The organism is Leucobacter sp. OLIS6 (assembly GCF_002752355.1).
In the GTDB taxonomy this organism is placed as follows: Bacteria; Actinomycetota; Actinomycetes; order Actinomycetales; family Microbacteriaceae; genus Leucobacter.
In genome coordinates, this window is the sequence record NZ_MRAV01000010.1 from 76,161 (window position 1) to 95,108 (window position 18,948).

At 71.3% G+C, this 18,948-nt stretch carries 16 protein-coding genes; 13 read left to right on the top strand and 3 right to left on the bottom strand.

The genetic code is table 11. The features are described from left to right. Positions 1-14 precede the first annotated feature (14 nt). The 6 genes from BMH31_RS06290 (at position 15) to BMH31_RS06315 (ending at position 7,863) form a co-directional block, all read left to right on the top strand. Positions 15-2,819, top strand: a complete 2,805-nt coding sequence (locus tag BMH31_RS06290) for an ATP-binding cassette domain-containing protein (protein ID WP_099723261.1) — start codon at positions 15-17, stop codon at positions 2,817-2,819. Then, positions 2,819-3,778 carry an ABC transporter permease gene (locus tag BMH31_RS06295; protein ID WP_099723260.1) on the top strand — a complete coding sequence of 320 codons (960 nt, stop codon included), beginning with the start codon at positions 2,819-2,821 and terminating at the stop codon, positions 3,776-3,778. Before BMH31_RS06290 ends, BMH31_RS06295 begins: the two co-directional genes overlap by 1 nt. Before the next feature lie 170 nt (positions 3,779-3,948). Next, a complete protein-coding gene (locus tag BMH31_RS06300) occupies positions 3,949-4,926 on the top strand; it encodes a nucleoside hydrolase (RefSeq protein WP_099723259.1) in 978 nt (325 codons plus the stop codon). 97 nt (positions 4,927-5,023) lie between these two features. Further along, positions 5,024-5,962 carry a nucleoside hydrolase gene (locus BMH31_RS06305; protein ID WP_099723258.1) on the top strand — a complete coding sequence of 313 codons (939 nt, stop codon included), beginning with the start codon at positions 5,024-5,026 and terminating at the stop codon, positions 5,960-5,962. Between the two features lie 2 nt (positions 5,963-5,964). Then, a complete protein-coding gene (locus BMH31_RS06310; RefSeq protein WP_099723257.1) occupies positions 5,965-6,918 on the top strand; it encodes a nucleoside hydrolase in 954 nt (317 codons plus the stop codon). A gap of 9 nt (positions 6,919-6,927) precedes the next feature. Beyond that, entirely contained in the window at positions 6,928-7,863 is a 936-nt protein-coding gene (locus tag BMH31_RS06315; protein ID WP_199068231.1) for a ribokinase, read from the top strand. Positions 7,864-8,017: 154 nt separating this feature from the next. Here the strand turns inward: BMH31_RS06315 and BMH31_RS06320 are convergent, their stop codons facing one another. Next, positions 8,018-9,388, bottom strand: a complete 1,371-nt coding sequence (locus BMH31_RS06320) for a glutamate decarboxylase (RefSeq protein WP_241898169.1) — start codon at positions 9,386-9,388, stop codon at positions 8,018-8,020. A gap of 154 nt (positions 9,389-9,542) precedes the next feature. Between BMH31_RS06320 and BMH31_RS06325 the strand changes: the two genes are divergently transcribed. Continuing rightward, positions 9,543-10,010, top strand: a complete 468-nt coding sequence (locus BMH31_RS06325; protein WP_099723255.1) for a DUF1801 domain-containing protein — start codon at positions 9,543-9,545, stop codon at positions 10,008-10,010. A gap of 149 nt (positions 10,011-10,159) precedes the next feature. Continuing rightward, a complete protein-coding gene (locus tag BMH31_RS06330) occupies positions 10,160-10,786 on the top strand; it encodes a GNAT family protein (RefSeq protein ID WP_099723254.1) in 627 nt (208 codons plus the stop codon). Positions 10,787-10,794: 8 nt separating this feature from the next. Here BMH31_RS06330 and BMH31_RS06335 read toward each other — a convergent pair whose 3' ends face one another. Beyond that, entirely contained in the window at positions 10,795-11,772 is a 978-nt protein-coding gene (locus BMH31_RS06335) for a zinc-binding dehydrogenase (protein ID WP_099723253.1), read from the bottom strand. A gap of 96 nt (positions 11,773-11,868) precedes the next feature. Then, positions 11,869-12,423, bottom strand: coding sequence for a flavin reductase family protein (locus BMH31_RS06340; protein ID WP_241898170.1), 555 nt, complete (start codon positions 12,421-12,423; stop codon positions 11,869-11,871). A gap of 212 nt (positions 12,424-12,635) precedes the next feature. Between BMH31_RS06340 and BMH31_RS06345 the strand changes: the two genes are divergently transcribed. The 5 genes from BMH31_RS06345 to BMH31_RS06365 all read left to right on the top strand — a co-directional run bounded on the left by BMH31_RS06345 (position 12,636) and on the right by BMH31_RS06365 (position 18,939). Further along, positions 12,636-13,967 carry an LLM class flavin-dependent oxidoreductase gene (locus BMH31_RS06345; RefSeq protein ID WP_099723251.1) on the top strand — a complete coding sequence of 444 codons (1,332 nt, stop codon included), beginning with the start codon at positions 12,636-12,638 and terminating at the stop codon, positions 13,965-13,967. Beyond that, entirely contained in the window at positions 13,964-15,859 is a 1,896-nt protein-coding gene (locus tag BMH31_RS06350; protein ID WP_099723250.1) for an NtaA/DmoA family FMN-dependent monooxygenase, read from the top strand. Before BMH31_RS06345 ends, BMH31_RS06350 begins: the two co-directional genes overlap by 4 nt. Further along, the gene (locus BMH31_RS06355; RefSeq protein ID WP_099723249.1) at positions 15,856-16,983 is read left to right on the top strand and encodes an amino acid ABC transporter permease; all 1,128 of its coding nucleotides are present in this window, start codon (positions 15,856-15,858) and stop codon (positions 16,981-16,983) included. The genes BMH31_RS06350 and BMH31_RS06355 overlap by 4 nt, the downstream gene beginning before the upstream one ends. Beyond that, positions 16,980-17,813, top strand: coding sequence for an amino acid ABC transporter ATP-binding protein (locus BMH31_RS06360; protein WP_099723248.1), 834 nt, complete (start codon positions 16,980-16,982; stop codon positions 17,811-17,813). Before BMH31_RS06355 ends, BMH31_RS06360 begins: the two co-directional genes overlap by 4 nt. An 88-nt stretch (positions 17,814-17,901) precedes the next feature. Continuing rightward, positions 17,902-18,939, top strand: a complete 1,038-nt coding sequence (locus BMH31_RS06365) for an ABC transporter substrate-binding protein (protein ID WP_099723246.1) — start codon at positions 17,902-17,904, stop codon at positions 18,937-18,939. Positions 18,940-18,948 lie beyond the last annotated feature (9 nt).

Sequence of the window (18,948 nt, forward strand, 5' to 3'; positions counted from 1 at the left end):
GAAAGGAAGCCGCTGTGTCAGACGCGACACCGATTCTGGAGCTCCGCGGAATCACCAAGACCTTCGGCGAGAAGGTCGCGAACGAGGACATCTCGCTCGCTTTCATGCCCGGCCGGGTGCACGCCATCGTCGGCGAGAACGGCGCGGGCAAGACGACGCTGATGAACATGATCTCGGGCAATCTGCAGCCCGACGGCGGCGCCATCCTGTTCGACGGGACCGAGGTGTCCGTCGAGAACCCGAACCGGGCCGACGAGCTCGGCATCGGTATGGTGCACCAGCACTTCAAGCTCGTGCCGTCGCTGACGGTCGCGGCCAACATCTTCCTGGGCAAGGAGCCCACGACCGGGCTCGGGCGCCTCGACCAGAAGGGCATGCAGACGAAGGTCCGCGAGCTCTCCGAGCGCTTCGGCCTGGCCATCGATCCGACCGACATCATCGAGGACCTCTCGGTCGGCGAGCGGCAGCGTGTCGAGATCCTCAAGGCGCTCTCGCACGACACGCGCCTCCTGATCCTCGACGAGCCGACGGCCGTGCTCACCCCGGCCGAGGCCGACGAGCTGTTCGTCGTGGTGCGGCAACTGGCCGACCGCGGCTGCGCCGTCGTCTTCATCTCGCACAAGCTCGGCGAGGTGCTGGCCATCGCCGACGACATCTCGGTGATCCGCGACGGCCGCGTCGTCGGCACCCAGCCCGCGGCGGGCCTCACCCAGACCGACATCGCGACGATGATGGTCGGCCGCGAGGTGCTGCTGCGCATCAAGCACACGCCCGCGAACCCGAAGGACGAGGTGCTCAGCGTCGAGGGCCTCACCGCGGTCGACGCCCGCGGCATCCTCGCACTCCGCGACGTGTCGCTCTCGATCCGCCGCGGCGAGGTCGTCGGCATCGCCGGCGTCGAGGGCAACGGCCAGTCCGAGCTCACGGCCGCGATCGCCGGCATGATCGACGTGCCGCGCGGAACGATCCGGATCTCGGGTCAGGACGTGACCCGTGCAACGGTCGCGAAGCGCCGCGAGATCGGCCTCGCCTACGTGCCCGAGGACCGGCACGAGGAGGGCGCCGGCCCGTCGCTCACGATCGCCGAGAACATCGCCGCCACGAAGCTGCGCGCCCCGCTCGTCCGCCTCGGCTGGCTCTCGCTCGCGAAGACGCGGCGGCTCGCGCAGAAGCTGATCGCTATGTTCGATGTGCGCGGCGCCGCGCCGAGCACCCGCATCGGCGACCTGTCCGGCGGCAACATGCAGAAGGTGCTCATCGCGCGCGAGTTCACCTCCGACCCCGAGCTGCTGGTCATCTCGCAGCCGACCCGCGGCGTCGACGTCGGCGCGATGGAATTCGTGCACAACTCGATCGTCGCGGCCCGCGACCGCGGTGCCGGTGTGCTGCTCGTCTCGGCCGACCTCAACGAGGTCATGAGCCTGTCGGACCGCCTGCTCGTGATGTTCCGCGGCGAGTTCGTCGCCGAGTTCACGCAGGACAACATGAGCGAGACCGCCGTCGGTCTGGCCATGGCCGGCACGCGGCCGACTCCCGAAGCGCTCGCCGAGGCCGAGGCCGAGCACGCCCGCGTCGCCGACGAGCTCGGCCTCGACACCGAGGTCGTCGCCGCGATCGAGGCCGACGCCTCGGTCGCGACCGTCACCGAGAGCGTCGACGTCGCGGCACCGGAGTTCGATACGACCGCCGTCTCGGTGCAGCGGAGCCTCGACGAGGCCGCGGCCGAGCCGAAGGGCAACTTCTTCGCGGGCTTCGCGAGCAAGGCCTTCGAGAGCGCGAAGCAGCCGGTCATCGCGGTGCTCGTCGCCCTCGTGGTCGGCGTCTTCGTCATCCTCGCGATCGGCAAGAACCCGATCGACGCCTACGTCGCGCTCTTCACCTCCGGGTGGAGCGAGTCGTTCGGCATCTCGAACATCGTCGCGACGTTCATCCCGCTCGCGGTGATCGCCTCGGCGACGATCGTGTCGTTCCGCGCCGGCTTCTTCAACATCGGCGCGGAGGGGCAGCTCTACTTCGGGGCGTTCTTCGGCGCGGTCGCCGGCGTCTCGTGCCAGGGCCTCCCGCCCCTCGTGGTCATGCTCGTCGTCCTCGTGGTCGGCGCGCTCGCGGGCGCGATCTGGGGCTTCCTGCCCGGCTGGTTGTTCGCGTCGTGGCGCGTCGACATCGTCGTCACCACGCTGCTGCTCTCCGAGGTCGCGAAGCTCATCACCCGCTTCCTCGTGACCGGGCCGTTCAAGGATCCGACCGCCGGCTTCGAGGCGTCCAAGAAGCTGCCGGACGGCGTGCAGTTCACGATGTTCAGCCCCGAGTACGGCATCGGGCCCGACCTCGTCATCGCCCTGATCGTCGCGGTCGGCATCGCGCTGCTGCTCGGCCGCACCCCGTGGGGTCTCAAGGTCAAGCAGCTCGGCGAGATGAACCGCTTCGCGCAGTACACCGGCGTCTCGGTGAAGGCCATGTCGATCCAGGTCATGATGCTCTCGGGCGCGGTCGCCGGCATCACCGGCGCGCTGCTCGTGCTCGGCCCGAACGGTGGACGCTTCGTGCAGGCGTTCTCGCCGGGGTACGGCTTCCTCGCCATCACGGTGGCACTGCTCGCCCGCCTCAACCCCTGGGCCTCGCTCGTCGCGGCGCTCTTCTACGCGACCATGATGGCCGGCTCGACCGGATTGCAGGACATCGACGTGCCGTTCCCGGTCGTCAGCGTGCTGCAGGGCATCATCATCATCGCGATCACCGCCACCTTCGTGTGGAACCGCCGAAAGAAGCGCGCCGTCACGCCCAGTGCCGGTGCCGCGACCGAACGGAGCGCAGCCTGATGGATCCCATCCTCCTGATCACGGCGATCCTCGCCGTCGTCCTGCTCAAGGTCACCCCGATCCTGCTCGCCGCTATCGGCGGTTCCTTCACGCAGACCGGCAACGTGCTCAACATCGGCCTCGAGGGCATGATGCTCATGGGGGCGTTCGCCGCGGTCTCGGTCGGCGCGATCACGAACGCCTTCGTCGGCATCTTCGCCGCGCTCGTCGCGGGCCTCGTGATGGCCGTGATCTTCGCGGTCGCCGTGCTGGCCTTCAAGGCCGACGCGATCGTGGTCGGTATCGGTATCAACCTGCTCGCCGCCGGCCTCGCCGTGCTGCTGCTCACCGTGCTCTACGGCAACGCGGGCGCGACCCCGCCCGGCGTGCAGGCGAACCTGCCGAAGATCAACCTCGGCTTCATCGGCGACATCCCGGTGATCGGCACCATGCTGAACAACCAGACGATCCTCGTCTGGGTCGCGCTGCTCGCCGTGCCCGCCTACGCCTTCGTGCTCTACCGCACCCGCTACGGCGTGCACCTGCGCGCGGTCGGCGAGGACGAGGCGGCCGCGATGGCCGCCGGCATCAACGTGTTCCGGGTGAAGTTCATCTCGATCCTGCTGTCGGGCGCCTTCGCGGGTGTCGCGGGCGCGCAGCTCGCGATGGCGACGGTCGGCACCTTCACCTCGGGCATGACCGCGTCGCGCGGCTTCATCGCGGTCGCGGCGCTCACCTTCGGTCTCGCGCGGCCCTACCGCACCATGATCGCCTGCCTCATCTTCGGCGTCGCTGAGGCCCTCGCCGACCAGCTCGGCCTGCTCGGGGTCAACTCGTCGCTGTCGCTCACCCTGCCCTACATCATCACGATCATCGCCCTGGTGTTCGCCTCGGTGCGCGTGCGCGCCGCGTTCAAGGCGCGCACCAAGAAGGCGCTGCAAGCGGCGGACGCCGCGACGCCCGCTCAGGCCACCGCCTAAGCGCCCACACGTCCTGCGGTTCGTGAGCGCGAGCCGCGAGCCGCAGGACCCTCCCTCCGGCCGTCGACCGGACCACCGTCCACCGTCATCCTGCGCGAGCAGCACCCTCATCCGTCATCCTGCGTGAGCTCGCGAGTCGCAGGATCCATCACCTCCAGGAGACCCAGGCAATGGAACGCATCATCCTCGACTGCGATCCGGGGCACGACGACGCGATCGCGATCCTGCTCGCGGCCGGCAACCCCGGGATCGAACTGCTCGGCATCACGACCGTGGCGGGCAACAACACGATCGAGAACGTGACCACCAACGCGCAGGCCGTCTGCCAGGTGGCGGGCATCGACGTGCCGATCGCGCGCGGGGCGAGCGAACCGCTCGTGACCCCGCAGATCGTGTCGCACGACATCCACGGCGGCACCGGAATGGACGGCCCCGTCCTGCCCGAGATCACGGGTGAGCTCGACCCGCGGCACGCCGTCGACTTCATCATCGACACGGTCATGGCGGAGCCCGCCGGCACCGTCACGCTCGTGCCCGTCGGGCCCTTCACCAACATCGCCCTCGCGATGCGCAAGGAGCCCCGCATCGTCGAGCGGGTCAAGGGCGTCGTCGTGATGGGCGGCTCGTACACCCGCGGCAACGTGACGCCGAGCGCCGAGTACAACATCTACGTCGACCCCGAGGCCGCCGAGGCCGTGTTCCGCGGCGCGTGGCCCGTCACGATGGTCGGCCTCGACCTCACCCACCAGGCGCTCGCGACGCAGGCGTTGCAGGACCGCGTGCGCGCGATCGGCGGCGAGGTCGCGCAGTTCGTGCTCGACATCTGGGGCTTCATCGGCAAGACCTACGAGGACGTCTTCGAGTTCGCGGCACCGCCTGTGCACGACGCCTGCTGCGTCGCGTTCCTCATCGACCCCGCCGTCATGCGCACCGAGGCGGCGCACGTCGCGGTCGAGCTGCACGGGCAGTGGACGAAGGGGATGACCGTCGTCAACTTCGCCGATCGTCCGGGCATGCACCACTCGACGGGCGTCGCCGTCGACCTGCAGGATCACCGCACGCAGGTCGCCACCGAGCTCGACTGGGATCGCTTCGCCGACCTCGTCGCCGGCTCCATCGAGCGTCTCTCCGCCGCGCGCGCCGGCTGAGGCCGTCGCTCTCATCCTGCGCGAGGCGCCCGAAACCGCAACCGTCATCCTGCGCGAGGCACGAGTCGCAGGATCCACCATCGACCAGGGAGTGAACATGCCCCGTCCCATCATCATCGACACCGATCCCGGCATCGACGACGCGCTCGCGATCATGCTCGCCGCCGCGAGCCCCGAGATCGACCTGCTCGGCATCGTGGCCGTCGCGGGCAACGTCGGGCTCGAGAAGACGGCCCCCAACGCCGCCGCGCTCGCCGACCTGCTGCGACTCGACGTCCCCGTCGGCAAGGGAGCGGCCGGGCCGCTGTGGCGCCGCGACACCAAGCCGGCCTGGGACGTGCACGGTGAGGACGGGTTCGGCGGCTACGCGCTGCCGGCATCCTCGCGGGTGCTCGAACCGGGCGTTCCGCTCATGGCGCGGCTCATCGAGCAGAGCGCGGATCCCGTGACCGTCGTCGCGATCGGCCCGCTCACCAACATCGCCGGCCTCATCACGCACTACCCCGAGACGGCGCGCAAGGTCGAGCGATTCGTGATCATGGGCGGCGGCACCCTCGACCGACTGGGCAACACGACACCCGCGGCCGAGTTCAACATCTACTACGACCCGGACTCGGCGGCGAAGCTCTTCGACTTCGGGGTGCCCATCACCATGGTCGGCCTCAACGTGACCGAGCGCGCCCTCGTCGGGCTCCAGCACCTGCCCGACCTCGTCGCGTCGGGCGGTCCTGCTGCGAAGATGGTGGAGCACATGATGGGCAACTACCACTCCGAGCCGACCGAGGACGGCATGGCGCAGCACGACTCCGTCGCGCTGGCCGCCGCACTCGACCCGAGCATCATCGAGACCGGTCACTACTTCGTCGACGTCGAGAACGTCGGCCGGCTGACCTCCGGGATGACCGTGGTCGACTTCGCGGGCCACAGCGGCGAGCAGCCGAACTGCGACGTCGCGCTCTCGGTGGATCTGCCCCGCTTCCGCGCACTGCTGAACACCCGCGTCGCCCAGCTCGACGCTCGACTGAAGGAGTCCTGAACATGACCACCAAGATGATCCTCGATTGCGACACCGGCGTCGACGACACGATGGCGATCATGTACGCCGCGCTGCACCCGGACATCGAGCTGCTGGGCATGACGACCGTGTGGGGCAACGTCGACGTGCCGCTCGCGACCCGCAACACCCTGCGCGTGCTCGACCTCGTCGGCCGGAACGACGTGCCGGTGGCGCAGGGCGCCGCCGGCCCCCTCACCGGCGGCCACGCCGAGTTCGCCTACGACGTGCACGGCCGCGACGGTCAGGGCAACGCGGGCGACGACAAGCCCGTGCGTGCGGCGTCCTCGCAGAGCGCAGTGCAGCAGATCATCGACATCGTGCGCGCGCACCCGGGCGAGGTCTGGCTCGTGCCCGTCGGCCCGCTCACCAACATCGCGGCCGCGCTCGCGGTCGATCCCGAGCTGCCGAGCCTCGTCGCGGGCGTCTCACTCATGGGCGGCACGACGATGGCCCCGGGCAACGTGTCGCCCGTCGCCGAGGCGAACATCTGGCACGACGCCGAGGCCGCTGCCGCGGTGTTCCGCGCGCCCTGGAAGATCATCATGGCGGGCCTCGACGTCACCATGAAGATCATCATCACCCCCGAGCACAGCGAGCGGCTCGCCGCCGGCGGCGAGGTCGGGCAGTACATGGCCCGGATCATGCAGCACTACGGCGAGTTCTACCGCGACAACTCGTTCGGCACGTGGAGCTGCGCCATGCACGACACGATCGCCGTCGCCGCGGCCGCGGGCACGCTCGACGTGCGCCTCGCGCCCGTCGTGAACGTCGAGGTCGACACGACCGGCGGCCCCGGCCACGGCCAGACCATCGCCGACCTGCGCGGCGTCTACCGCGGCTACCCCGAGCAGGCTGGCGCGCACTGCACCGTGCTGCTCGACGTCGACGACCGCATCGCCGACGAGGTCGTCGACCTCATCGCGGCGCAGGCCTGAGGGGTGCCCATGACTGACGTGGCGGTGGTCGGCAGCGCGAACGCCGACCTGGTGGTCGAGGTGCCGAGGCGGCCGGGCGGCGGCGAGACGCTGATCGGCGGCGAGCTGCGCACCCTGCCGGGCGGCAAGGGGGCCAACCAGGCCGCCGCCGCCGCGCGCAGCGGCGCCGCGACGGCGTTCGTCGGGTGCGTCGGCGACGACGGAAACGGCGCGTTCCTGCGCGCCCGCCTCGCCGATGCCGGTGCAGATGTGTCGGCCCTCGCCTCGGTCGACGCCGCGACGGGCACCGCGATCATCCTGCTCACCCCTGACGGCGAGAACTCCATCGTCGTGTCGCCGGGCGCGAACCATGCCTTCGATCTCGATGCGGCCGCCCGCGTCTCCAACGTGTGGGAGGGCGCGCCCGTGGTGGTGCTCAGCCTCGAGATCCCGCACGAGACGGCGTTCCACGTGGCCGCCGCCGCGTCCGCGGCGGGCTCTCGCGTGCTGCTGAACGCCGCGCCGTCGGTGCGCGTCGGCCGCGAGGTGCTGCAGCACTGCGACCCGCTCGTCGTGAACGAGCACGAGGCGCTCGAAGTGCTCGGCGCGTCCTCCGACGACCCGGACGCCGACGACTACGCGCGGCTCGCGCAGCGGCTGCTCGCCGCGGGCGCCCGCTCCGTCGTCGTGACCCTCGGCTCCGAGGGCGCGCTCGTCGCGGAGGGGGCCGCCGAAGCGCCCGAGATCGAGACGGTGCCCGCCTATCGGGTGACCGCGGTCGACACGACGGGCGCGGGCGACGCGTTCGTCGGCGCGACGGCCGCGGAGCTCGCGCGCGGACGTTCGCTGGGCGAGGCCGTGCGCTTCGCGACCGCCGTCTCGGCCGTCGCCGTGCAGCGCGTCGGCGCCCAGTCGTCGTACGCGGACCGCGCCGAGGTCGAGGACTTCATCGCCGCACGCGCTTGATGTCTCCGCCGAGTGAACGCTTGTACACGAAATAACGCTTCATTTCGTGTACAAGCGTTCACTTGGCGGCGGCAGCGGCAACGGTGGCGTACGCGCGCCAACACGTGAATGCGCCAACAGGCGAACACGCGAACGCGCCCGCCCCGACGGAGCGCTAGTGCGCGAACCCGCCCGTGCGGGTGGGGCGCGGCAGCGGCGCGTCGAGCGCCTCCAAGTAGGCGACCTCCTCGCGGATCACGTCGAGCAGCGACTCGGCGAGGTCCATCGAGAGGCCGTTGCGCACCACGATCCGCTGCACTGTGATCTCCTCGAGGTCGGCGGGCATCGGGTAGGCGGGCACGAGCCAGCCGCGCATGCGCAGCCGATCCGACAGGTCGAACAGGTTCCAGTTGCCGCCCCAGCCGTGCCGCAGCCGCCAGGCGAACACGGGGATCGTCGATCCATCGCTCACGAGTTCGAACGGATCCATCGCGGCGATCCCCGCCGAGAGGTGCAGGGCGACCTCCCGCGAGCCGTCCTGGATCCGGGTGTACCCCTCGCGGCCCAGCCGCAGGAACAGGTAGAACTGCAGCAGCACCTGCGCGCCGGGCCGCGAGAAGTTGAGGGCGAGGGTCGGCATGTCGCCGCCGAGGTAGCTCACGCGGAACACCATCGACTCGGGCAGCGCGGCCGCGTCGCGCCAGACGACCCAGCCGAGACCCGGATACACGAGCCCGTACTTGTGCCCGGACGTGTTGATCGACGCGACCCGGGACAGTCGGAAGTCCCACACGAGCTCGGGCTGCAGGAACGGCGCGATCATCGCCCCGGAGGCGCCGTCGACGTGGATCGGCACGTCGAGTCCGCGCGTGCGCTCGATCTCGTCGAGCGCGGCCTGGATCCCGGCCACGTCCTCGTAGGCGCCCGTGTAGGTGACGCCGAGGATCGCGACGACGCCGATCGTGCGCTCGTCGACGTAGTCGTCGATCTGCGACCCGTCGAGCCACGGGTGCTCGTCGCTCACCGGCACGAAGCGGGGCTCCACCTCGAAGTAGTTGCAGAACTTCTCCCAGCACACCTGCACGGCGCTCGACATCACGAGGTTCGGTTTCGCGGTGTCGGCTCCCGCGGCCTCGCGGGCGTGCTGCCAGCGGCGCTTGAGCGCGAGGCCGGCGAGCATGCACGCCTCGCTCGATCCGATGGTCGAGGTCGCGGGGGAGGCCGCCGCGTCGGGGGAGTGCCAGAGGTCGGCGAGGATCCGCTGGCAGTACTGCTCGATGGCGGCGGTCTGCGGGTACTCGTCCTTGTCGATCATGTTCTTGTCGAACGCGTCGGCGTAGAGCTGCTTCGCCTCGTCGTCCATCCAGGTGGTGACGAATGTGGCGAGGTTGAGGCGGGCGTTGCCGTCGAGCATGGTCTCGTCGTGCACCACGTGGTACGCGGTGAGCGGGTCCATGCCGGCCTCGGCGAGCCGGTGCTTCTCGACCGTCGGCGCATCGGCGGCGCGGCGGTGCAGGGGGTTCACGGTGATGCGATCTCGGGACACGGGTCCTCCGTTCGTGCGGGTGCTTCCTTGCGCTCACCATAGCCCGGCGGGGTGCGCGGCGGATCGATCAGTTCCGGAGAAGCGCCGGGCGGACGGCGGGACTTAGGCTGACGTCAACGCCCGGCGCCGTGCCGGGCCGGACCGAGGAGTGATCATGGCGAAGGCGGACGAGCCCACGTTCAGCGCCGAGGAGCGCGCGGCGATGCAGGCGACCGTGAAGGAGCGCACGAAGTCGCGCTCGCGCAAGAAGGTGGATCCCGAGACCGCCCGCCGGGAGGGCGAGGCGGAGGTGCTGGCGAAGATCGCCGAGCTCGACGGCGAGGATCGTCCGCTGGCCGAGGCCGTGCACCGCCTGGTCGGCGAGAACGCCCCGCACCTGATCCCGCGCACCTACTACGGGATGCCCGGCTACGCGGGGGCGGACGGCAAGATCGTGCTGTTCTTCAAGCCGAAGGCGAAGTTCAAGGTGCGGTACGCGACGATCGAGTTCGAGTGGGCGGCGCAGCTGGACGACGGCGACCTCTGGCCGACCCGCTACGCGGTGACGGCGTTGAACGACGCGGATCTCGCGTTCCTCGCGGAGCGGATCCGCACGGCTGCGCCGGCCGAGAACGAGGGATAGGGCCGAGCGGTCGGACAGGATCACCGGCTCGCGGATCGGAGCCGGACGGATCGGGGGTGCCGGTTCGGGCGCCGCGGTGGTTACGCTGGGGATCGACGGCGCTGCGGCGGGACCCCGCGGCGCGACCCGCTCCCGTGGAAGGACCCGGCATGACCCTCTCGCACCCCGGCACGCTGACCGGGCGGCTCGTCGCCCTCGAACCCCTGGCCGAGGAGCATCGCGACGGCCTGGTGGATGCGGTGCGGGACGGCGAGCTCTGGCGGGCATGGTTCACGTCCGTGCCGACGCCCGAGGGCATGGGGGACGAGATCCTGCGGCGCCTGCGTCTGCAGGACGAGGGATCGATGATCCCGTTCGCCGCCCGCCGGCTCGATACCGGTGCGCTGATCGGCATGACGACGTTCATGAACATCGACGCCTCGGTGCCGCGGGTCGAGATCGGTTCCACGTGGAACGGGCTGAGCGCGCAGGCGTCGGGCACCAACCCGGAGTCGAAGCTCATGCTGCTGCGGCACGCCTTCGAGGTGTGGGGCTGCCCGGCGGTCGAGTTCCGAACCGACTTCCTCAACCAGCAGTCGCGCGCGGCGATCGCGCGTCTGGGCGCGAAGCAGGACGGGATCCTGCGCGCGCACAAGCGAATGCCGGGCTACGTGCGCGACACCGTGGTGTTCTCGATCCTGCAGCACGAGTGGCCCGGGGTGCGCACGGGGCTCGAGGCGCGCGTGCTGCGGCACCTCGAGCGACGTGGCGAGGACGTGCCGCCGCAGCTGGGGTAGTCGCGTCCCTACGGCTGCAGCAGCACCTTGCCGGCTCGGCCCGGTGCGAAGTTGCGCGCCGCCGCCTCGGCGATCTGCTCGAGCGGGTAGGCGTGGTCGACGGGCAGGGTGACCGTGCCGTCGACGATCCGCTCGACGAGCTCGGTGAACAGTTCGCGCTGCCGCGGGGCGGGGGTGGCTGCCGACACCTTGGTGCCCCAGAAGCCGCGCACGGTGAGCTGCTTGAAGATGATGTCGGTCGAGGCGAGTTCGAGCGCGGGCGATTCCATCGCGCCGAAGACCACGAGGGTGCCTCCGGTGCCGAGCAGCGACAGCAGCTCGCCGGCGGAGGCGCCGCCGACCGAGTCGATGGCGCCGAGGATCGGGGATCCGCCGGTGATCTCGGCGACGCGATCGCGCCAGCCGTCGTCGTCGGTCGCGATCGCGTGCGGCACGCCCTCCGCCGCGAGGCTCGCCACGGCGTCGGCGCGGCGCACGAGCGAGACGGCGCCGATGCCGCGTGACTCGGCGAGCTGGGCGACCATGCGCCCGACGGCCCCGTTGCCGGCGTTGAGCACGAGCCAGTCGCCGGCGGCCAGCCCGAGGGAGTCGAGCACGCTGATCGCGCTGAACGGCATGGAGCCGAGCTGCGCGACCTGCTCGTCGCTCAGCGCGTCGGGGACGGGGATCGCGGACTCCGCGGCGACGACGAACGCCTCGGCCCAGGTGCCGGATCCGCGCCCGACCGAGACCCGCTGCCCGACCTCGAGGCCGGTGACCCCCGCGCCGAGCGCGTCGATCGTGCCGCCCGCCTCGCTGCCGGCGAGAGCCGGAAGCTCGGGTCGGATCCCGTAGCGGCCCATGACGGTCAGCAGGTCGTGGTTGTGGATCGGGGCGAAGCGGGTGCGCACCCGAACCTGTCCCGGACCGGGTTCGGGCAGGGGTGCGTCGTGCACCGCGAGCACCTCGCCGGGGCGGCCGAATTCGGAGTAGCTGAGTGCGCGCATGGATCCTCGTTTCGTCGGTGACGCTCGCAGGCTACTCCGCGGATCCGGGCGCGCACGCAGAATCCGGGTGGAACTCGCTGCGGGCGAACGGCGGGATCAGATCATGTACTCGAGTTCGCGGTAGGCGCCGCGGTAGAAGAGCAGGGGGTCGCGCTCTGGGTCCGTGGAGATGCCGGTGACGCGGACGAGGAAGATGAGGTGGTCGCCCGCCTCGACCTCGCGTTCGACCTCGCCGGCGACCCAGCCGGTGACGGCGTCGAGGGTGGGGGCTCCGTTGCTCTCGGACGGGTGCCAGGCGACGCCCTGCCACTTGTCGGTGCCGGAGCGCGCGAACTGGGAGCTGAGGTGCTGCTGCTCGGCGCTCAGGAAGTTGACGACGATGCGGCCGTGCTCGCGCACCGAGGCGAGGCTCTGCGAGGTGCGGGCGATGGAGAAGGAGATGAGCGGGGGGTCGATCGAGACGCTGTAGAACGACTGGCAGGTGAAGCCGACGGGACCGTCGACCCCGTGGGTGGTGATGACGGTGACGCCGGAGGCGAAGCCGCCCATCGCGTCGCGGTATTCGCGGTCGTCGAAGCTGCGCGGGGTTGCTCGTTCGCCGTGCTCGGGCGGGGTCGCGACCGCGGTGCCGGTGATCGTTTCGGTGCTCACGCGCCGTTCTCCGTTTCCTCCGGCGAGGCGTCCGCCGGATTCGAGGTTCGTGCCGGGCCCGGGTAGTCGGACCGAGTCCCGTTCATAAGCTTGCAGCATGGCTTCCATAACGTGACGGAAAATGACGTATCGCCCTGGGCGGCGCATTCCCGCGCTGTCATCGAGCGTCATCTGCTTGATTCGACCCGACCGCATGTTCATAAGCTACCGGCATGTCTCCCATAACTGGATCGAAATCGATCGACGTCCCGTTCACCGTCGGCGTCGCGCTCGACGGCGCCGGATGGCACCCCGCAGCCTGGCGCGAGCCGAGCTCGCGCGCCGACGCCCTCTTCGCCGCCGAGACCTGGGTCGAGCTCGCCGAAACCGCCGAAGCCGCCGGGCTCGACTACCTCACCATCGCCGACGAACTGGCGCCCCAGGCCGACCCCGCCGACCCGGCGAACGGCGGATCGACCGTACTCGGCCGCCTCGACGCCGCACTCCTCGCCGACTGGATCGCGCCGCGCACGAGCCGGATCGGGCTGATCCCCACCGTCACCACCACGCACACCGAACCGTTCCACGTCGCCACCGGGCTCCAGACCCTCGACCACGTCTCGACCGGTCGCGCCGGCTGGCAGCTGCGGATCTCGGCAGACGCCGCATCCGCCGCCGCGTTCGGCCGCAGGCCCGCCCCCGAGATCGATCGCGACGCCGTCGCGTTCGGCGCCCCCGACGCCGGTCTCGACGAACTGCTCGCCGACGCCGCCGACTCCGCCGAGGTCGCCCGCCGCCTCTGGGACAGCTGGGAGGACGACGCCGAGATCCGCGACGCCGCTACCGGCCGATTCCTCGACCGCGATCGCGTGCACCCCATCGACTTCGCGAGCGAGCGCTTCAGCATCGCCGGACCCTCGATCGTGCCGCGCTCGCCGCAGGGGCAGCTGCCCGTCGTGGTGCTCGCGCACTCCGCACCCGTCGCGGAGCTCGCGGCACGGATCGCCGACGTGGTGATCGTGACCCCCGAGAGCTCCTCGCCCCGAGCCGGGGCCTGGCGTGGCCGCTCGGTCGCCGAGATCGTCGCCGGGATCCGCGCCATCGAACGGGATCCCGGCATCGCCGAGGCCCGCACCGCCTCGGGCCTCGGGCCGCTGCGCATCGTCGCCGACCTGGTGCTCGCTCTCGACACGACCGGGGAACCCGCGGTGGAACGGCTGGTGCGCCTCGACGCGCTCGCAGGCTCGCCCTTCGCGGCGTCGAGCGACGCCCGGGTGCTCGCGGGATCGGCCGACGAGGCCGCCGCGCTGATCGCCGCGTGGCGGGCCGCCGGGATCGACGGTGTGCGCCTGCGCCCGCTGACCCTCCCCGCGGATCTGCGCACTATCGGCGCCGAACTGCTGCCGATCCTGCGCGAACGCGGGATCGCGTCCGCGCGCACCGGATCCGCTGCCGGATCCACCGCGGCCGCCGAACCCGACCCGACCGCCCACCACCTGCGCACCCGCTTCGGCCTCGGCCGCGCGGGCAACCGCTACGCCACCCGAACGGAGACCGCCGCATGAGCGCCGCACCCGAATCCGCCCGCAGGGTGCACCTCGTCGCCCACTTCCCGGGCGTCAACAGCACCACCGTCTGGAGCGATCCCGCCTCGGGCAGCCACATCGACTTCGAGTCGTTCCGCCGATTCGCGCAGACCGCCGAGCGCGGCCGCTTCGACTACGTGTTCCTCGCCGAGGGGCTGCGCCTGCGCGAGCACGGCGGCCGGATCCACGACCTCGACGTCGCCGGGCGCCCCGCGACCCTCGCGATCCTCACCGCGATGGCGTCGGTGACCCGCAGCATCGGCGTGGTCGGCACGCTGTCGAGCACGTTCAACGAGCCGGTCGAGCTGGCTCGTCAGCTCGCGACCATCGACCACCTCTCGGGCGGCCGGGTCGGCTGGAACGTCGTGACGTCGCCCGACGCGTTCCACGGCGGCAACTTCCGCCGCGGCGGATTCCTGCCCTACGCCGAGCGCTACAGGCGGGCAGAGGAGTTCGTCGAGCTCGCGAAGGAGCTGTGGGACTCGTGGGAGGCGGGAGCGATCCTCGCCGACCGCGCCGCGGGCCGCTTCGTGGATCCCGAGCGGGTGCGCCGCGTCGTGCACCGGGGACCGCAGTTCGATGTGAGCGCGACGAGCACGGTGCCGCGCAGTCCGCAGGGCTACCCCGTGATCGTGCAGGCGGGCGACTCGCCGGCCGGCCGTGACTTCGCCGCGGCGAACGCCGAGATCATCTTCTCCCGGCACACGGGCTTCGCCGACGGCCAGCGCTTCTACCGCGACGTGAAGGGCCGCCTGCCCGCCGCGGGCCGCACCGAGGAGTCGCTGCTGATCCTGCCCGGGGCCACCTTCGCCCTCGGCGACACCGACGCCGATGCGCGGGAGCGCTCGCGCGAGATCGCGCTCGCCCAGACCAGCCCGCAGACGGCGATCGCGTGGATCGAGGCGATCTGGGGCCGTGAGCTGCCGGGCCTCGACCCCGACGGCGCGCTGCCCGCGCAGGAGCCTGGCGACGGCGATCAGCGGCAGGGGCAGGTCTCGACCCGTGTCGAGGATCGCGTGGCGCGGGCCGAGCAGCTGCGCGAGCGGGCGCGGCGCGAGGGTCTGACCCTGCGCGAGCTCGTCGCCGCCGAGACCGCGCAGCACACGCTCGTCGGATCGCCCGGGACCGTCGCGGCCGAGATCGACCGATACGTACGCGAGCGCGCCTCCGATGGGTTCGTGCTCGTGCCGCACATCACGCCGGGCGGCCTCGACGAGTTCGTCGACCGGGTCGTGCCGCTGCTGCAGGAGCGGGGCGTCTTCCGCACCGAGTACGAGGCGGATCCGGTGACGGGGGCCGCGCCGACGCTGCGTCGCACGCTCGGTCTGCCGACCCCGCCGCGGCCCCGCACCGAGGTGCGCCGGGTGCACGTCTCGGATCCCCTCGCGAAGCCGCTGCTCGACGACCTGGAACGCGAGTACGACGCCCGCTACGGGGTCGAGGTGTTCGGCGAGCCGGCCTCGACCGAACTCGCGCGCTACCCGGCCGAGGCCTTCGCCGAGCCCCACGGCGGCGCGTTCCTCGTGCTGCTGCGCGACGGCGAGCCGATCTCGGGCGGCGCGTTCATGCGGCACAGCGACGACACCGCCGAGTTCAAGCGCATCTGGACCCGGCCCGACCACCGCGGTCGCGGCGTCGCCAAGGTGGTGCTCACCGAGCTGGAGCGCGAAGCCGCCCGCCTCGGCTACTCGCGGGTCTACCTGACCACCGGCCCGCGCCAGCCCGAGGCCGTCGCGCTCTACCTGGGGCACGGCTACACCCCGCTCTTCGATCCCGCGCTCCCCGCCGACGAGGTCGGCGTGCACCCCTTCGAGAAGCCCCTGGCGCCGGTCGGCGTCGCGGGCGCGACGGCACAGGAGGCCGCAGCATGACCCTCACCGCAGACCCCACGACCGACGACCGACAGGTCGCCGATCCCGCGAGCGCGGTCCCGGCGGACGATCGGGATCCGGCGCGATCGACCCGCGCCGGATCCGACGGCGACGCCCTCCGCGTCGTGCCGCTGCGCCACTGGTGGCGCTGGGCGTTCAGCGCGGTCGCGGTGTTCGTGATCGCGCAGCTCGCCTGGACACTGTTCGCCAACGAGCAGTGGCGCTGGCCGGTGTTCGCCGAGTACTTCTTCAACGAGGCGGTGCTGCGCGGACTCTGGCTGACCCTCTGGCTCACGGCGGTCTCGGCCGCGCTCGGCTTCGTGCTCGGCGCGGTGCTCGCCCTCGCCCGGCTCTCGGGCTCGGCCCTGCTGAGCTCCTTCGCCTGGGGGTACACCTGGTTCTTCCGCTCGATCCCGCTCGTCGTGCAGCTCGTGCTCTGGTTCAACCTCGGCTACCTGTTCCCGACGCTCGGCCTCGGCACCCCGTTCACCACCGACTTCTGGATCGTCGAGTTCGACACGACCCGCCTCATCTCGGCGACCGTCGCCGCGATCCTCGGCCTCTCGCTGCACCAGGCCGCCTACTCGGCCGAGATCATCCGCGGCGGGCTGCTGTCGGTCGATCAGGGCCAGATCGAGGCGGCGAAGGCGCTCGGGATCCCGCGCAGCCGGCGCTTCTTCCGGATCGTCCTGCCGCAGGCGGCCCGCGCGATCGTTCCGAACGCGTTCAACGAGGTGATCGGCCTGCTGAAGGGCACCTCGGTGGTGTTCGTGCTGGCCCTGCCCGAGCTGTTCTACACCGTGCAGGTCGTCTACAACCGCAACCAGCAGGTGGTGCCGCTGCTGCTCGTCGCGGCCGTCTGGTACACGATCTTCACCACGGTGCTGAGCATCGTGCAGTACGCGATCGAGCGCCGCTTCGCCCGGGGATCCGTGCGGGAGCTGCCGCCGACGCCGCTGCAGCGGCTGCGGTCGGGGATCCGCCGTCTCGGTGGATCGGGGCGTCGGGGTTCGGGCTCCGGCTCCGCTCCCGCCTCGCGTTCGCGCGGGATCCCGGTCTCGCTGTCCGAGCACTCCGTCGCTGCGCTCCGCGCCGACGCGCGCACCCTGGGAGGCGTCGCATGAGCGCCGTCGCGACCGCGACCGGCTCCGCCGGGCTCGGTGCCGCTGAGCCCGCCGCCGATGCGGCCGCAGCCACGGGCCGCGTCGAGATCGCGGGCGTCCACAAGTCCTACGCCGCCGGTCCCGTGCTGAGCGACGTCTCGCTGACCGTCGAACCCGGCGAGGTGCTCGCCCTGATCGGGCCGTCGGGCTCCGGCAAGTCCACGCTGCTTCGCGCGATCAACCACCTCGAGACGATCGACGCGGGATCCATCACGATCGACGGCGACTACATCGGCTACGAGCGCCGCGGGGACCGCCTGCACGAACTGCCCGAGAAACGGGTGCTGCAGCGCCGCACCCGGGTCGGCATGGTGTTCCAGAACTTCAACCTGTTCCCGCACCTCACCGCGCTCGAGAACGTGATCGAGGCGCCCCTCGCACTCGGACGTTCGAGCCGTGCCGACGCCGTGGCCCGGGCGCGCGAGCTGCTCGCCTCGGTGGGCCTGGCCGACCGCGCCGAGCACTATCCGCGTCAGCTCTCGGGCGGACAGCAGCAGCGCGTCGCCATCGCCCGCGCGCTCGCCCTCGATCCCGACGTGCTGCTCTTCGACGAACCGACGAGCGCGCTCGATCCGGAACTCGTCGGCGAGGTGCTCGCCGTGATCCAGCGCCTCGCGCACCACGGCACCACCCTCGTGATCGTCACCCACGAGATCGCGTTCGCCGCCTCCGTCGCCGACCGCGTCGCGTTCCTCGACGGCGGCCGCCTGCTCGAGGTCGGGCCGCCCGAGCGGGTGCTGCGCGATCCCGAGCATCCCCGCACCCGCGAGTTCCTCGAGAAGGTGCTCTGACGACGACGGGCCCGCCCGACCCCCGCTTCACCGTTTCACCGCTTCACCTCGACCATCCATCACCGCCTCCAGAATCAGGACCCCGCGCATGCCCGCTCCCCAGCAGACCCCCGACCGCTCCCGCCACCGACGGCCCGGCCGCGCGGCAGCCACCGCGACCGCCTCGGCGGCCCTCATCGCCGTGCTCGCCGTCGCCGGCCTCGCCGGATGCAGCTCGTCCGGCTCCGCCGCCTCCGCGACGGGCGATTCGTCGACCGCGAAATCGCCGTTCGATCTCTCGACGAAGAACCTGAAGGAGCGCCCGCACATCGACCCCGTGCCCGAGGCCGTGGCCGCGCTCAAGGAGAGCGGCTTCACCCCCGTGCAACCCGGCAAGCTGACCGTCGCGCTCGGCGCCTACGTGCCGCCCACCTCGTTCCTCGCCGAGGACGACAACCGCACCTTCGTCGGCAGCGACCCCGACATCGCGAACCTCATCGCCGACGGCCTCGGCCTGGAGTTCGCCCCCGAGAACGTGGCCTGGGCCGACTGGCCGCTCGGCATCGAGTCGGGCAAATACGACCTCGGCGTCACCAACATCACCGTTACCGAGGAGCGCAAGGACCTCTTCGACTTCGCCACCTACCGGCAGGACGTCGTCGCGTTCGAGGTGAAGAAGGGCAGCAAGATCACCAAGATCTCGAAGGCGGCCGACGTCTCCGGGCTCAAGGTCGTGGTCGGCAGCGGCACCAATCAGGAGAAGATCCTGCTGAACTGGTTCGCCGAGAACAAGAAGGCCGGCCTGCCCCCGGGCGAGCCCGTCTACTACGAGGATCAGGCGGCCGCCGGCCTCGCCCTCTCGTCCGGACGCGTCGACGCGATCCTCGGCCCGAACGCCGCGGCCTCGTTCCGCGCCGCTACCACCGGCCAGAGCACCGTCGTCGGCACCCTCAACGGCGGCTACCCCGCGACCGCCGAGATCGGTGCGACCACCAAGAAGGGCAACGGGCTCGCGAAGCCCGTGCAGATCGTACTGAACCACCTCATCAAGAACGGCGAGTACGACACCGTGCTGAAGCGCTGGGCCACCGAGGCCGAGGCGATCCCCGAGTCTCGCATCAACCCGCCGGGCCTGCCCCGGCCCTGAAACGCGCCA